The sequence below is a fragment of the Curtobacterium sp. TXMA1 genome (genome assembly GCF_020162095.1).
Classification (GTDB): Bacteria; Actinomycetota; Actinomycetes; order Actinomycetales; family Microbacteriaceae; genus Curtobacterium.
On the sequence record NZ_CP083910.1, the window covers coordinates 642679 to 656806 of the forward strand.

The 14128-nt window shown below is 73.7% G+C and carries 14 protein-coding genes and 1 tRNA gene; 9 read left to right on the forward strand and 6 right to left on the reverse strand.

Annotated elements, in window-relative coordinates; genetic code table 11:
* Positions 1 to 125: 125 nt before the first annotated feature.
* On the reverse strand, positions 126 to 1199 hold the full coding sequence (locus LCG91_RS03195; RefSeq protein WP_224442465.1) for an NAD-dependent epimerase/dehydratase family protein: 1074 nt from the start codon (positions 1197 to 1199) through the stop codon (positions 126 to 128).
* Positions 1196 to 2071, reverse strand: a complete 876-nt coding sequence (locus tag LCG91_RS03200) for an MTAP family purine nucleoside phosphorylase (protein ID WP_224442466.1) — start codon at positions 2069 to 2071, stop codon at positions 1196 to 1198. Before LCG91_RS03200 ends, LCG91_RS03195 begins: the two co-directional genes overlap by 4 nt.
* 117 nt (positions 2072 to 2188) lie before the next feature.
* Between LCG91_RS03200 and LCG91_RS03205 the strand changes: the two genes are divergently transcribed.
* The 6 genes from LCG91_RS03205 to LCG91_RS03230 all read left to right on the forward strand — a co-directional run bounded on the left by LCG91_RS03205 (position 2189) and on the right by LCG91_RS03230 (position 7557).
* Positions 2189 to 3451, forward strand: a complete 1263-nt coding sequence (locus LCG91_RS03205) for a molybdopterin molybdotransferase MoeA (RefSeq protein WP_224442467.1) — start codon at positions 2189 to 2191, stop codon at positions 3449 to 3451.
* Positions 3448 to 3948, forward strand: coding sequence for a cyclic pyranopterin monophosphate synthase MoaC (gene moaC, locus LCG91_RS03210; RefSeq protein ID WP_224442468.1), 501 nt, complete (start codon positions 3448 to 3450; stop codon positions 3946 to 3948). Before LCG91_RS03205 ends, moaC begins: the two co-directional genes overlap by 4 nt.
* Positions 3945 to 4457: a molybdenum cofactor biosynthesis protein B gene (locus LCG91_RS03215; RefSeq protein ID WP_058748660.1), complete on the forward strand. Its 513-nt coding sequence runs from the start codon at positions 3945 to 3947 to the stop codon at positions 4455 to 4457. Before moaC ends, LCG91_RS03215 begins: the two co-directional genes overlap by 4 nt.
* Positions 4454 to 4897 carry a molybdenum cofactor biosynthesis protein MoaE gene (locus tag LCG91_RS03220; RefSeq protein ID WP_058728512.1) on the forward strand — a complete coding sequence of 148 codons (444 nt, stop codon included), beginning with the start codon at positions 4454 to 4456 and terminating at the stop codon, positions 4895 to 4897. Before LCG91_RS03215 ends, LCG91_RS03220 begins: the two co-directional genes overlap by 4 nt.
* Positions 4898 to 5020: 123 nt before the next feature.
* Complete coding sequence (locus LCG91_RS03225; protein ID WP_224442469.1) at positions 5021 to 5482, forward strand: PLD nuclease N-terminal domain-containing protein; 462 nt, start codon at positions 5021 to 5023, stop codon at positions 5480 to 5482.
* A gap of 227 nt (positions 5483 to 5709) precedes the next feature.
* Complete coding sequence (locus LCG91_RS03230) at positions 5710 to 7557, forward strand: ABC-F family ATP-binding cassette domain-containing protein (RefSeq protein ID WP_224442470.1); 1848 nt, start codon at positions 5710 to 5712, stop codon at positions 7555 to 7557.
* Between the two features lie 82 nt (positions 7558 to 7639).
* On the opposite strand, the gene LCG91_RS03235 is transcribed toward LCG91_RS03230, so the two are convergent.
* Positions 7640 to 8134, reverse strand: coding sequence for a MarR family winged helix-turn-helix transcriptional regulator (locus LCG91_RS03235; protein WP_058728509.1), 495 nt, complete (start codon positions 8132 to 8134; stop codon positions 7640 to 7642).
* Between the two features lie 94 nt (positions 8135 to 8228).
* Here LCG91_RS03235 and LCG91_RS03240 point away from each other — a divergent pair.
* Positions 8229 to 8300, forward strand: a tRNA-Gln gene (locus tag LCG91_RS03240).
* 111 nt (positions 8301 to 8411) lie between these two features.
* Here the strand turns inward: LCG91_RS03240 and LCG91_RS03245 are convergent.
* Complete coding sequence (locus LCG91_RS03245) at positions 8412 to 9581, reverse strand: LLM class flavin-dependent oxidoreductase (RefSeq protein WP_224442471.1); 1170 nt, start codon at positions 9579 to 9581, stop codon at positions 8412 to 8414.
* Complete coding sequence (locus tag LCG91_RS03250) at positions 9581 to 11590, reverse strand: acyl-CoA dehydrogenase family protein (RefSeq protein ID WP_224442472.1); 2010 nt, start codon at positions 11588 to 11590, stop codon at positions 9581 to 9583. The genes LCG91_RS03245 and LCG91_RS03250 overlap by 1 nt, the downstream gene beginning before the upstream one ends.
* Before the next feature lie 162 nt (positions 11591 to 11752).
* Between LCG91_RS03250 and LCG91_RS03255 the strand changes: the two genes are divergently transcribed.
* On the forward strand, positions 11753 to 12262 hold the full coding sequence (locus tag LCG91_RS03255; RefSeq protein WP_224442473.1) for a hypothetical protein: 510 nt from the start codon (positions 11753 to 11755) through the stop codon (positions 12260 to 12262).
* A 115-nt stretch (positions 12263 to 12377) separates the two neighbouring features.
* On the opposite strand, the gene LCG91_RS03260 is transcribed toward LCG91_RS03255, so the two are convergent.
* A complete protein-coding gene (locus LCG91_RS03260) occupies positions 12378 to 13118 on the reverse strand; it encodes an SDR family oxidoreductase (RefSeq protein ID WP_224442474.1) in 741 nt (246 codons plus the stop codon).
* A 133-nt stretch (positions 13119 to 13251) separates the two neighbouring features.
* Between LCG91_RS03260 and LCG91_RS03265 the strand changes: the two genes are divergently transcribed.
* A complete protein-coding gene (locus LCG91_RS03265; RefSeq protein ID WP_224442475.1) occupies positions 13252 to 14115 on the forward strand; it encodes a helix-turn-helix transcriptional regulator in 864 nt (287 codons plus the stop codon).
* Positions 14116 to 14128 lie beyond the last annotated feature (13 nt).

Genomic DNA, 14128 nt, shown 5'->3' on the forward strand with positions numbered 1-14128 from the left:
TGGTGCTCGCCACGGTGCTCGCCGCTGGGGGCGAGTCTCGCCCGGACGGACACGGCTCGCGCCGTCGGGCGCGAGCCGTGTCCGCTGAGACGAATCTCAGGTGGTGGCGTCCGCCTGACGCAGCGTCAGCGCTGCACGGCCGCGCGGAGGGGTGCCGTCGCGAAGTCGCGCATCCCCTGCTCGAAGTCGACCTGCGCCTGCCAGCCCAGCTCCGACCGGATCCGGTCGGACGACGCCGTGACGTGCCGGACGTCGCCGAGCCGGTACTCCCCGGTGACGACCGGCTGCGGGCCGTCGGGACCGGCGATCGCCGACGCCATGTCGCCGATGGTGTGCACGACCGCGGAGCCCACGTTGTACGCGCGGAAGGTCTCCGCCGGCAGCTCGGCGGTCGAGGCGATCGACGCCGCGTTCGCCCCGGCGACGTCGTCCACGTGCACGAAGTCGCGACGCTGCCGGCCGTCCTCGAACACGCGGGGTGCCTCGCCGCGGGCGAGTGCCGAACGGAACAGCGACGCGACCCCGGCGTAGGGGGTGTTCGACGGCATGCCGGGGCCGTACACGTTGTGGTAGCGCAGGGCGATCGCGGTGCCACCGGTCGCGCGGGCCCACGACGAGGCGAGGTGCTCCTGCGCGACCTTCGTCTGCGCGTACACGTTGCGGGGGTCGAGGGCCGCCGATTCGTCGATCAGGCCGGGCACGAGGGGCCGGCCGTCGGGGCCGATCGGGTCGAAGCGGCCGGCGTCGAGGTCCTCGCGTCGTCGGGCCGGCGGTCGCATCGGCTCGCCGTCGGCGGTCTCGTACGCGCCCTCGCCGTAGACGACCATCGAGCTCGCGACGACGAGGCGACCGATGCCGTGCCGGTCCATGCCCGCGAGGACGTGCGCGGTCCCGGCGTCGTTCGACGAGACGTAGTCCGGCGCGTCCTGGAAGTCGACGCCCAGGCCGACCTTCGCCGCCTGGTGGCAGACGACGTCGATGCCGTCGAGCGCCGCCTCGAGCGCGACGCGGTCACGGACGTCGCCGTGCACGAAGGACAGGCCCTGCTGCTCGTGGGCGCGGAGGACCTCGGCGGGGTCGCCGTGCACGTCGTCGCGCAGCGAGTCGAGGATGCGGACCTCGTGGCCCTCGGCGAGGGCGAGGCGGACGATCGCGGAGCCGATGAAGCCCGCGCCGCCGGTGACGAGCAGGCGGCTCACGCGGTCACCCCGAGGATGCTCGCGCTGGCGGCGGCGGGGACGAGCTCGCGCGGGGTGTAGTCGTCGGGCAGTGCGCCGACCACGTCGCCGATGGCGCGGACGATGACCTCGTTCGCGCGGGCGAGGCGCTCCATGACGGCGCCGTGGGTGACGGGGGCGTCGGCATCCGCCGCGCTGCCGTCGGTCGCCGTCTCGTCCGCTGCGGGTGCCAGGCCGGCGTCGGCGTCGGTGACGAAGGACAGGTTGACCGTGCCGATGCCGAGCTCGGCCGCGAGCGGCACCTCGGGCGTCATCGTCATGTTGATCGTGTGGCCGCCGGCCTCGCGCATCCAGATCGACTCAGCGCGGGTCGAGAAGCGCGGACCCTGGATGACGACGCACGTGCCGGTCGGCCTGAACGGCACGTCGAGTGCGGCGACGGCGTCGATCGCGGCGCGGCGGAGCACCGGGTCGAACGGGTCGGCGAAGGACAGGTGCTGCACCTGGTCCTCGAAGAACGTGTCCTTCCGGCCCCAGGTGCGGTCGATGAGCTGGTCGGTGACGACGAACGTGCCGGGTGCGTAGTCCGGGTGCAGGCCGCCGACCGCGCTCGAGGACACGATCGCCCGGACGCCGAGGGACCGGAGCGCCCACACGTTCGCGCGGTGGTTGATCAGGTGCGGCGCGACCGAGTGCTCGCGGCCGTGCCGGGTGAGGAACGCGACGCGCTTGCCGGCCATCGTGCCGACCGTGATCGGGCTCGACGTCGGGCCGTAGGGCGTGTCCACGGTGATCTCGTCGGCGGTGCCCTCCTCGAACAGGCGGTAGAGGCCGGAGCCCCCGATCACCCCGATGCGAGCCGTCGTTCCGTCCACAGGTGCGGTCGTGGTCACGTGGTCCTCCACAGGTCCTCCGGATGTCCTCGGCGCGTGGTGCGCCCTGGATACGCTACTGACGCCCCTCCGGCTCCGACCGGGAACGGGGCGACCCCACGATGTTCGGAGGCACACGTGCGCACGATCGGTCAGCACCGCGACGAGGTCGCCGCGCTCCTCGCGCCCGTGCTCGCCGAGCGGGGTACGGAGACCGTCGCGCTCGACGCCCTGGCCGACGGTGCCGGCGCGGGCCGCGGGTACCGCGTGCTCGCCCGCGGGGTGACCGCCCCCGTGCCGCTGCCGGTGTTCGACAACAGCCAGATGGACGGGTTCGCCGTGCGGTCGACGGAGGCCGGGGACGTCGTCCGCGTGGTCGACCCGATCCCGGCCGGTGCCGTGCCGGCGCCGCTCGAGCCGGGCACCGCCGCGCCGATCATGACCGGGGCGCGCCTCCCCGACGGCGCGGACGCCGTCGTGCCGGTCGAGGCGACCCCGCCGGGCGCGTTCCCCGCGGCGCTCGAGCTCGATGCGCTCGCCGTCCCGGACGGCACGACCGCCGGCACGTTCGTCCGGCGGGTGGGCAGCGACGTCGCCCTCGGCTCGGAGCTCGCCCGCGCCGGTGATCCGGTGACCCCCGCGCTCCTCGGTGCCCTGGCGTCGGCGGGCGTCGGCGACGTCTCCGTGGTGCGCCCGGTCCGGGTGCTCGTCGTGTCGACGGGCAGTGAGCTCGCCGACGGTGGTGCTCGGGACGACGGCGGCGCTCGGGACGACGGCCTCGACGGCGCGGGTGCGGTCATCCGGGACGCGAACGGTGTGGCGCTGCGTGCGGCCCTGGCCGAGGTCGGTGCCGTGGCCCGCGGTGTCCGGCTGAGCGATGCGGCCGAGACGTTCCTGCCGGGCCTCGAGTCGGCGGTGGGTGACTGGGCGGACCTCGTCCTGACCACCGGTGGGATCAGTGCCGGAGCGTACGAGGTCGTGCGCCAGGTGCTCGAGCCGCGTGGCCTCGTCGTCACTCCGGTCGCGATGCAGCCCGGCGGACCCCAGGCCCTCGGACGCGTCGAGCTCGCCGGTCGGCGGGTGCCGGTCGTCGCGTTCCCCGGCAACCCCGTGTCCGCGCTCGTGTCGTTCGAGGTGTTCCTGCGCCCGGTGCTCGCCGCCGCGGTCGGAGCGCCGGACCGCCCGACCGCCGAACTGCCGGCCGCCGAGTCGGCGGACTCACCGGTCGGCAAACACCAGGTCCGCCGCGGCCGCGTCGCCGACGGGCGCGTGCACTTCGTCGGCGGACCGAGCTCGCACCTGCTCGGCCACCTCGCCGCCGCGACACACCTCGTCCACGTCCCCCTCGGCACCGACACCGTCGCGCCGGGGGACCCGCTGACCGTCTGGAGCCTCCGATGACCGACGACCACCCGGACGGCGCGCGCGACGCCGAGCTCTCGCACGTCCGCTCGGACGGCACCGCGCACATGGTCGACGTGTCCGACAAGGCCGTGACGGCCCGGTCCGCCACGGCCACCGCGACGCTCGTGACCCGCTCCGACGTCGTCGAGCGGATCCTCGACGGGTCGTTGCCCAAGGGCGAGGTGATCGGCACCGCCCGCATCGCGGCGATCATGGCGGTCAAGAAGACCTCGGACCTGGTGCCGCTCTGCCACCCGCTGCCGATCGCCGGCGTCGAGGTCGACATCACCGGTGACGGCGACCGGGTCCGGGTCGAGGTCTCGGTCCGGACGACCTCGCGCACGGGCGTCGAGATGGAAGCGCTGACCGGTGCGAGCGTGGCGGCCCTGACCGTGTACGACATGGTGAAGGCCGTCGACCGGACGGCCGTGATCACCGACGTCCGGGTGCTCGAGAAGCACGGCGGCCGCTCGGGGGACTGGAGCAACCGATGACGTCCGAACCCACCAGGGGTCGAGCCGGTGTGGTGGTCGTCTCCACGCAGGCCTCGGCAGACGCGGCGCTGGACCGCACCGGGCCGGTCATCGCGGCGTGGCTGCGCGAGCGCGGGTTCACCGTCGCCGAACCGACGATCGTGCCCGACGGCGGCCCCATCGCCGACACCGTCTCCGCCGAGCTGCTCGCCGACGCGAAGGTGGTCGTCACCACGGGCGGCACCGGCGTCACACCGACCGACCGCACGCCCGAGGCTGTCGCCCCCCTGATCGACCTCGAACTACCGGGCATCGTCGAGGAGATCCGTCGTCGCGGGCTCGCCGGTGCGGGGCCGACCGCGCTGCTGACCCGCGGGGTCGCGGGCATCGCCGGCGGCCGGGCGGTCGTGGTGACCCTGCCGGGGTCGCGCGGCGGCGTCGCCGACGGACTCGCGGTGCTCGACGGGGTGCTCGATCACGTGCTCGCGCAGCTGCACGGCGCGGGACACGCCCCCAGGAGCGCCTCGTGAGCGGGGAGCAGGGGACCGATGGGCGGGTCGTCGTCGCCGACGTCGTGGACCGGGTGGTCACCGTCGACGAGGTCTCCGCGGCCGTCACCACCGACCGTGACGGCGCCGTCGTCACCTTCGCCGGGGTCGTGCGCGACCACGACGAGGGCAAGGGCGTCACCGCGCTCGACTACGAACGGCACCCGAGCGCCGGTGACGTCATCGCCGAGGTCGCCCGGTCGATCGCGGCCGACCACCCCGAGGTCCGGATCGCCGTGCTGCACCGGGTCGGCGCGCTCGGCATCGGCGACGTGGCGCTCGCCGCAGCCGTGTCGTCGCCGCACCGGGCCGAGGCCTTCGCCGCCTGTGCCGCGCTGATCGACCTGGTCAAGGAGCGGACGCCGATCTGGAAGCGCCAGGAGTTCACCGACGGCACCGACGAGTGGGTCGCCGCCCTGTGACCCGGTGGGCACGCTCGCCCGGTGGACACCTGTGGAACCGCGCAGGAGACCGACGCCCGATCGTGACCCCGCCACCCGTTCAGGGCATGGCCCGGCACTCGGCGCGTTCATAGACTCCGGGACATGAGCGTTCTGCTGTACGGCGCGGGGATCGTGCTGCTCGTCTTCGCCCTGATCGACATCATCACCCGGGGTGAGGACCAGGTCCGTGGACTCCCGAAGTTCGCGTGGATCCTGATCTGCATCTTCCTGCCCCTGGTCGGCAGCATCGTGTGGTTCGCCGTCGGGCACGACTGGAGCGCGAACGACCGGAACCACGGCCGCTACATCGAACCGGACCGCCACGAGGACCGCTACGCGAGCATCGGTCACGCCCGCGCCGCCCACGGGGACAAGCGTGTGAACGGCACCGAGCAGGAGCTCGCCGCGCTCGAACGCGAGATCGAGTACTGGGCGCGGTGGAGCTCAGAGCGGCGCGCCAGCGACGCCGCGACCCCAGCGCCGAGCGAGCCTGCGAGCGAGGGGGCGCGCCTCCGCCGTGCCAAGGAGGCCGCCGGCGAGGGCGAGCCGACCCCGGGGAGCTGAGCCGCGCCTCCAGGCCGATCGGTCCGCGGCGTCGCCGCGCTCTCGCTGGGTCGAACCACGTTCCCGACATCGAACCAGCCGTCCGCCCTGGTTGGATGTCGGATCCCTGGTTCGACACCTCCGGCCCGCGCCGCGCGCCGCCCGCGCCGCGCGCCGCCCGCGCCGCGCGCCGCCCGCGCCGCCGCCCCGCGGCGCGCACACCCGCCCGCGCCGCCTACCCTTGACGGGTGGCTCATCTCCTCGGCGCCGAGAACGTGCATCTCGAGTTCCCCACCCGTGTCGTCTTCGACAGCGTCACCCTCGGCCTCGACGAGGGCGACCGCATCGGCGTCGTCGGCCGCAACGGTGACGGCAAGTCGACCCTGCTCGCCCTGCTGGCCCAGCGCCTCGAGCCGGACGTCGGTCGCGTCACCCACCGCCGTGGCCTGACCGTCGGCTACCTCGACCAGCGCGACGTCCTGCCCGCCGGGGCGACCGTCGGCAGCATCGTCGTCGGTGAGCTCGCCGAGCACGAGTGGGCCGGCGACCCGAAGATCCGCGACATCATCGGCGGGCTCGTGTCGGACATCCCGTGGGACGCCACGGTCGACGACCTGTCCGGCGGGCAGCGGCGGCGCATCGCGCTCGCGAAGCTGCTCGTCGGCGACTGGGACGTGCTGTTCCTCGACGAGCCGACGAACCACCTCGACGTCGAGGGCATCCAGTGGCTCGCCGACCACATCAACCGCCGCTGGTCGTCGAACCAGGGCGGCATGGTCGTCGTGACGCACGACCGGTGGTTCCTCGACGCGGTGTCGACCGACACGTGGGAGGTGCACGACGGTGTCGTCGAGCCCTTCGAGGGCGGCTACGCGGCGTACATCCTGCAGCGCGTCGAGCGCGACCGGCAGGCCGCGGCGAGCGAGCAGCGCCGCCAGAACCTCGCCCGCAAGGAGCTCGCGTGGCTCCGCCGCGGCGCGCCGGCGCGGACGAGCAAGCCGAAGTTCCGCATCGACGCAGCGAACGCGCTGATCGACGACGTGCCGCCGATCCGCGACAGCGTCGCGCTGTCGCAGATGGCGACCGCCCGGCTCGGCAAGGACGTCGTCGACCTGCTCGACGTCGGCGTCTCGTTCGGCGACGACGTGATCCTGCGCGACGTCGAGTGGCGGATCGCGCCGGGGGAGCGCACCGGCATCCTCGGGCCGAACGGCGCCGGCAAGTCGACGCTCCTCAACCTGGTCTCCGGAAAGCTGCAGCCCAGCGCGGGCCGTGTGAAGACCGGCAAGACCGTGCAGGTCGCGGTGCTCGACCAGCAGCTCGCCGACCTGCAGCAGTTCGCCGACGACCGTGTCCGTGAGGTCGTCGCCCGCAAGAAGACGAGCTACGTCGCCGACGGCAAGGAGATGACGCCGTCACAGCTGCTCGAGCGCCTCGGTTTCACCTCGGAGCAGCTGTCCACGCCGGTGAAGGACCTGTCCGGTGGGCAGAAGCGGCGGCTGCAGCTCATGCTCATCCTGCTCGACGAGCCGAACGTGCTCATCCTCGACGAGCCGACGAACGACCTCGACACCGACATGCTCGCCGCCATGGAGGACCTGCTCGACACGTGGCCGGGCACCCTGCTCGTCGTCTCCCACGACCGGTACCTGCTCGAGCGCGTCACCGACCAGCAGTACGCGGTCCTCGGTGGGCACCTGCGGCACCTGCCCGGCGGGGTCGACGAGTACATGCGGCTGCGTGCGTCCGGATCCGTCCCGCAGACGGCAGCTGCGGCTGCCGCCGCCTCGGCCGGGAGGCCCGACACGGCTCCGGCAGGCGGCACCGGCGGTGCTGCGGCTGGTTCCTCCACCCCTGCCGCACCCGGTCTGACCGGCGCGGACCGGCGCGCGGCGGAGAAGGAGATGTCGGCGCTCGACCGGAAGATCGCGAAGGCGGGGCAGGACCGGCAGCAGCTCCTCGACGCGTTCGCGGCGCACGACCAGTCCGACTACGCGGGGCTCGGGGCGCTGCAGACGAAGCTCGGAGCGATCGACGCCGAGGTCGAGCAGCTCGAGGAGCGGTGGCTCGAGGTGGCGGAGCTGCTCGGGGTGTAGCCCGGCGGTCGGCTTCCGTCCGCGGCGCTCGTCCCGCGGCGCGCGGCGGCGGCGCTCGTCGCGCAGTACTCGGCGGCGGGGCTCAGTCGCCGAGGCCGAGGATGAGTCGCCGGAGCAGCCCGGACAGCAGCGCCTGCTCGTCGTCGGCCAGCTCGGACAGGATCCCGCGCTCGGCCCGGAGCAGGTCCGCGATCGCCGTGTCCACGGCCGCGCGGCCGCTGGTCGTGAGGGACACGAGGATGCCGCGGCCGTCCCTGGGATCGGTGCGCCGGCTCACCAGCCCCCGCGCCGCGAGCCGGTCGACCCGGTTCGTCATCGTGCCGCTCGACACCAGGGTCTGCTGCAGCAACGACTTCGGGCTGAGCTCGTACGGCTCGCCCGCCCGCCGGAGCGCCGACAGCACGTCGAACTCCCACGGCTCGACGTCGCTCGCGTCGAAGGCCGCCCGTCGTGCGCGGTCGAGGTGCCGGGCGAGCCGGTCGACGCGGGACAGGACCTCGAGCGGGCCGAAGTCGAGGTCGCCGCGCTCCCGACCCCACGCCGCGACGATCCGGTCGACCTCGTCCTGCTGCGGCATCCCTCCATCTTGGCCGAAGCCGCCGCGCGCGGCCAGTGTCCGGGCCGTGGGAGGATGGACGGGCACCGGACGGGCTCCACCCCGCACGGTGTGTTCCGCCTTGGTGTAACGGCAGCACGACGGCCTTTGGTGCCGTTAGGTCCGGGTTCGAATCCTGGAGGCGGAGCAGGGGCGGACTCCTGGACCACGGGTCGACGGCGACGTCCTCGACCCGACGGTGATCCCCCCAGCCGTCACGCCGGACCTGGACGACGGAAGCGCCCGACGCCGCGATCGGTCAGGGCCGCGCGAGTCGGTCCCGGAGCGTAGCGTCGTCGTAGGCGGTGCGGTACAGACCGCGCCGCTGCAGTTCCGGGACCACGTGGTCGACGAAGTCGGTCAGGCCGGACGGGAACAGGTCGAGCATCACGTTGAAGCCATCGGCCGCTCCCGCGCGGAACCACGCCTCCATCGAGTCGACGATCTGCTCGGGCGTTCCCGCGATGAACCGTTGGCCGTAGCCGCCGAAGTCGCGCAGGAGCTCGCGGACCGTCGGGTTGCCGCGCGCGATGCGGTCGAGGAGCGTGCGCCGGTAGGCGTCGGACCACCCCGCGCCGCCCTGACGCGCCGCGTCCACGACGTCCGGCGGGACCGGGGCGTCGAGGTCGGCGTCGAGCAGGTCCGCGCCGAGGGCCTTGCCGAGCTCGGCCAGGCTGTAGGTCGCCGGGGCGAGGTGCTCCCAGTGGTCGAAGCGGTCGCGGGCCTCCTGCTCCGTGCTCCCGATCACGATCGCGAGCCCCGGGAGGACACGGACCGCGTCCGCTGGGCGTCCGGACGCGACGGCGACCTCGCGGACGGCCAGGCGGTGCTGGGCCGACGCGTCCGGGTCCTGTGCGACGGAGTAGACCGCGTCCGCGAACCGGCCGGCCAGCTCCACGCCGGGGCCGGAGCCGCCGGCCTGCACGACGGCGGGTCGATCGTCGCCCCAGTGCGCGAGGACCTCCGCGACGAACGACTCGGCACGGGCGTAGCGCTGTTCCCGTGGCGGCAGTTCGTCGATGCCGTGGTTCCGGACCGCCTCCACGTCCCAGGTCGTCACGGCGTTCCAGCCGAACCGTCGACCGGAGGCGCGGTGGATGCTGCCGAGTCGTCGGGCGAGCTCGGCGGGTTCGTTGAGCGTCGTCGACGCGGTGGCGATGAACCCGAGGTGGTCGGTCACGGCGGCCATCGCGGGGACCAGGATGCTCGGGTCGAGGTACTGGACCGGACGGCTGCGTGGGTCGGTGATCGCGGGGCGGTCCGCCAGGAAGACGGCGTCGACCAGGCCCCGCTCTGCCTCGCGGGCGACCGCCTGCCAGTGCCCGAGGTCGACCACGGCGTCGGGGGTGATGTCGTCCGAGCGCCATGCGGCCGGGCGCTGGCCGACGCCGAGCACGTTGATGTTGACGGTCAGGTGGTCGGCGGACATCAGGAAGCCTCCGGAGCGTCGTCGAAACGCGGTGCCGCACCGTCGAGGGGATCGAGGACCGGTGCCGGCACCCCGAGACGTCGGCGGAGCGTGCCGACTCGGTCGTCGTGCGCCGCGGTGCGGTCCTGCAGGGCGGCGGCGAGGGTCTCGAGGTCGTGGTGCACGAGGGCGTCCATGCGCACCGCGGGTACTGCATCGTCGGTGCTGCCCGCGAGCACCAGGTCGTCGGCCCGCTCGACCAGGTCGACCCGGCAGGTGCCGGTCGCACGGACGCTCGCGCCGCCGGACGTCACGGTCACCGGGAGTCCCTGCGGACTGCTCGGCACGTTCAGCGGTCCCGCGATCCGGTACGCGCCGGTGCTGTTGATCCGGGTGATCGCCGCGGTCTCCGCGAACGCGGGTGCGCTGCCGTCGAGGGCGAGGGTCTCCCGGGGCCAGCTCCGCCAGAGCTGCTGCACGACCGTGACCAGTTCGGTCACGTCGCTGTCCGGTCCTCCACGGAGGACCCAGGCGATCCGGCCGCCGGACAGCTGGTCGAGCGTCGCGATGCGTCGAGCCAGGTCGTACGGGTGACCGAGCGCACGGGCACGTGTCGTCACGGCGAACCAGGCTCGCGGGAGGTCGCCGAGCAGGGATGCTGCGGCGACGGTGGGGTCGCCGGCCGAGGGATCGTCCTCGAGCACCAGGAGCACCGGTGACCGCTCGGCGAGGAGGCCGGCGAGCCGCAGCCGGAGGGAGCGATCGGCGGCGAGGGCGTCGGCGAGGTCCCCACCGATGCGCAGGGCGGGCAGCGTCCTGGCCTCGGCGTCGCGCCGGACGGCCTCGGCCCGGACGGTGTCGCGGCTCCGGACGTCGACCTCCGTGCCGATGTCGTAGAGGAGCCGGTCCGCGATCATGCGCGAGCGGTGCAGCACGGGGTTGTGCTGTGCGATCGTCCGGGCATTGCGCCAGTGGCGGTCGAGGGCCCACCGCTGCTGCAGGTCCTCGAGCGGCTCGGGGAGCAGCGCGGCGATCTGCGTCAGCAGTCCACCGGCCTCGACCGCTGCCGGGACGATGAGCACCTGGGCGCGGAAGGTCTGGACCTCCGCGGCGTCGGCGGTGCGGTCGGCCACTGGCCCGGGTCCGGAGACGAGCGCCCGGTGGGCAGCGTCCGTGTCCGTCGCTGCGCGGAGGAGCGTGGCATCGGTCCCGAGGACGAGGGCTTCGAGTCGTCCGAAGCGCTCGAGGACACGGACGTCCGGCGGCCCGTGGCGGCGTCCGCTCTCGTCGATGAGCTCCGCGGCGGTGCGTGCGACGTCACGTGTGATCCCGGTGAGGACGGCGAGGAGCACCAGTTGCTGCCAGCCCGCGGCGCCACGGTGCTGCGTCGCGAAGGGTGCCACGTCTGCCGGGTCGACGGGGACGCCGTGCAGCTCGGTGGTACCGCTGCCGGTCGCACGCTGGCCGAAGCCCGTCCAGTCGTCCCGCACCACCACGCCGTCGGCACCTGCGTCGACGCCGACGATGACCAGGGAGTCCTCGTCGTCGACGGCGCTGTACTCGAGCCAGTCCGCGTGTGCGCTCCCCGTCGAGTAGTACTTGGTCCCGGTCAGCCGCAGCGTGCCGTCACCGTCGTGCAACCGCGTGGTGAACTTCGCGCCGGTACTGCCGTCCGCCTCCGTCCACCCGCCGCCGATCATCGCGCCGGAGGCGATCCGGCCGAGCCACTGACGACGGGTCGGGCCGTCGGCCTCCTTGAGGTGCCGTTCGGTCGCGAGCACGTGCGTCCGCCAGCTCTGTGCGAGGTTCGGGTCGGCAGCGGCGATGTCCGTGATGGTCTCCACGAGTTCGATCACGCTGGCACCGAGCCCGCCGTCGGCGCTGCTGAGCCGCATCCGGCCGAAGCCGAGGCGGCGGAGCTGGTCGTGGAAGCGGCGCGGGAGCCTGCCGGTGCGGTCCGTGTGCGCCGCAGCAGCCCGGACCTCCTCGAGGAACGTCGCGAACGTCGGACCGAGGAGCTGATGACCCATGCGCTGACCGTACCGACTCGGGAGCTGCGTCCCGATCCGGGTTGAGAAGTGTTGCGGGAGCGTTCGGTCCGGATCACGGGGAACCCGTACGCTCGGACCGTCCACCGCGGGCGGCTGACGCGTGCCGAGCCGGAGTCGTGGACCCGTGGAGGGGGAGCAGCTGTGCCCGATTGGCTCGTCGACGGTACGGCACCGGATGCCGACCCGTGGCCCCCGTCGCTCCGTGCGCGTGCGGAGGCAGCGGCCGACCGTGCCGGCCTCGGCCCCGAAGCCGTGCGCGTCCTGCTGGGAGCGGCCCTGATCGATTCACTCGTCCGGACGGCGACGCGCCTGACCGTCGGTCGGACGCGCGTCCAGCACGACGGCAACACGCTCCTCGCCGCTGACGACCCGCAGTTCGTCGAGGTCCTCCGCGAGACGTCCGGTCTCGCGGTGGCTGCGGTGGCCGCGGCCGAACAGCTGCTGTCCGGCGCCCTGGACCGCGAGGCGGCCGAGGACCTGCAGTTCGGCGTCCGCGCGATCACGGAGCGCGCACTGGACCGGGTGTTCGACACGCTGGGAGCGTCGGCGACGCTGGAGCACAACGGCCTCCACCGGTTGCGGCACGCCGCCACCCTGCTGTGGTCCGAGATCGAGTCGGCCGAGCCGATCCGCGGTCGCACCGGGCGTTGACGCCCGGGTCGACCGTCGTCGCGTGACTCCCGGCGACGGAGGCAGTGCTCGGGGACGGCCGTGCCCGAGCGTGTGAGGCGCTCGGGCGACGATCCCTGGGGGCCCGACCGACCGTTCAGCGGCCCGGCAGCGAGGCCAGTGCCTGCGACCGCTGCGCGAGCATCTCGTCGTACGTGCCGTCCCGCTCGGACCAGCGGAGGGGCCGGGCCCGCTCGACCACGACCTCGTGCGGCGTCGGGTCCTGCGAGAGCAGGCCGACCACCTCGTCGAGGAACGCCTCGAGGGGCAGCGCGTTCGGGTTGAGCCGCTCCTGACCCGCGGTCGCGACGGCCGGCGGGACGAGTTCGCTGACGCCGACACCGGTGCCCGCGAGGTGCGCGCGGAGCGACTCGGTGTACGAGTGCACCGCCGCCTTCGTCGCGCCGTACGTCGGCATCAGCGGGAACGGGGTGAAGCCGATCCCGGACGTCACGGTGAGGACGTCGCCGTGCCCCCGCGCGAGCAGGTGCGGCATGAACGCGTCGACCACGCGGATGGTGCCGAGCAGGTTCACGGCGACGGACTGTTCGGCCTGCGCGACGTGCGCGGGGTCCCGCAGGTCCTCGGTGAGCATGACACCGGACATCGTGACGACGAGGTCGAGGTCGGGGTGTGCTGCGAGGACCTCGTCGCGGGCCGCGAGGACGGACACGGCGTCCGTCACGTCGACGGTGACCGACTGGACGTCGTCGAGGTCGGCGGCGCGCCGTCCGCCGACGACGACCGTCGAACCGGCGTCGCGGAATCGGCGGGCGAGACCGGCGCCGATCCCCGAGGTGCCTCCGGCGATGAAGACGGTGCGGTTGCTGATGTCCATGTGGGTCGTCCTCCCGGTTCGGTGGTGGTGCACCGATGGTCGCTCCGCGCTCGGCAGGTCCGACAGGCCGCGGTCTTCCGGGGGAGTGACAGGGCCCCCGCTCCGCAGGACGTGCCCGGATACCGTGTGCTCCGTGGAGGAACGCGCAGACGACAACCGGCTCGGTCGGTACCTGGCGGCCAGGCGGGCGGTCGTGACGCCGGAACAGGTCGGGCTCCCGTCGGGGCCGCGCCGCCGGGTCGCCGGGCTCCGGCGCGAGGAGGTCGCACTCCTCGCCGGCATCAGCGCCGACTACTACCTGCGTCTCGAGCGAGGCCGGGACCGCAACCCCTCGCAGCAGGTCGTCGAGGCGCTCGCTCGGGTGCTCGACCTCGACGACGTCGAGCGCGAGTACCTCGCCGACCTCGCGGCACCCCGGCCCCGGCGGCGCCGCACCCGTCGGACCGATCGGATGCCGGACCGCCTGCACCACCTGCTCGCCGCGGTGGACGTGCCCGCCTTCGTCGAGAACCGCACGCTCGACGTCCTCGCGGCCAACGCCCTGGCGACGGCACTGTCACCGCGGATGACCCCCGGTCACAACCGGCTGCGGTCGCTCCTGCTCGACCCCGAGGAGCGCGCGTTCCAGCAGGACTGGGACCGCGCGGTGGTCGACATGGTCGCAGCGTTCCGGCACACCCTGGGCACCGACGTCGACGACGACCGGGCGATCGAGCTCGTCGGCGAACTGTCGCTGGTGAGCGCCAGGTTCCGCGAGGTCTGGGCGCGGCAGGACGTCCGACCGCTCGCCGGCAACACGACCGTGGTCCGGCACCCCGAGGTCGGGACGCTGCACCTGCACCGCGAGAAGGTCACCGTCGACGACGTCGTCCTGGTGCTCTACTACGCGGACGAGGGGTCGGCCGACGCCGAGAAGCTCCGCCTGCTCGGCGCACTCGAGCGGTCGGACGGCGAGGGGGCGCATCGCATCGCCCAGCGCGGAATGCAGGCCGGCTGACCGACCGGCACCG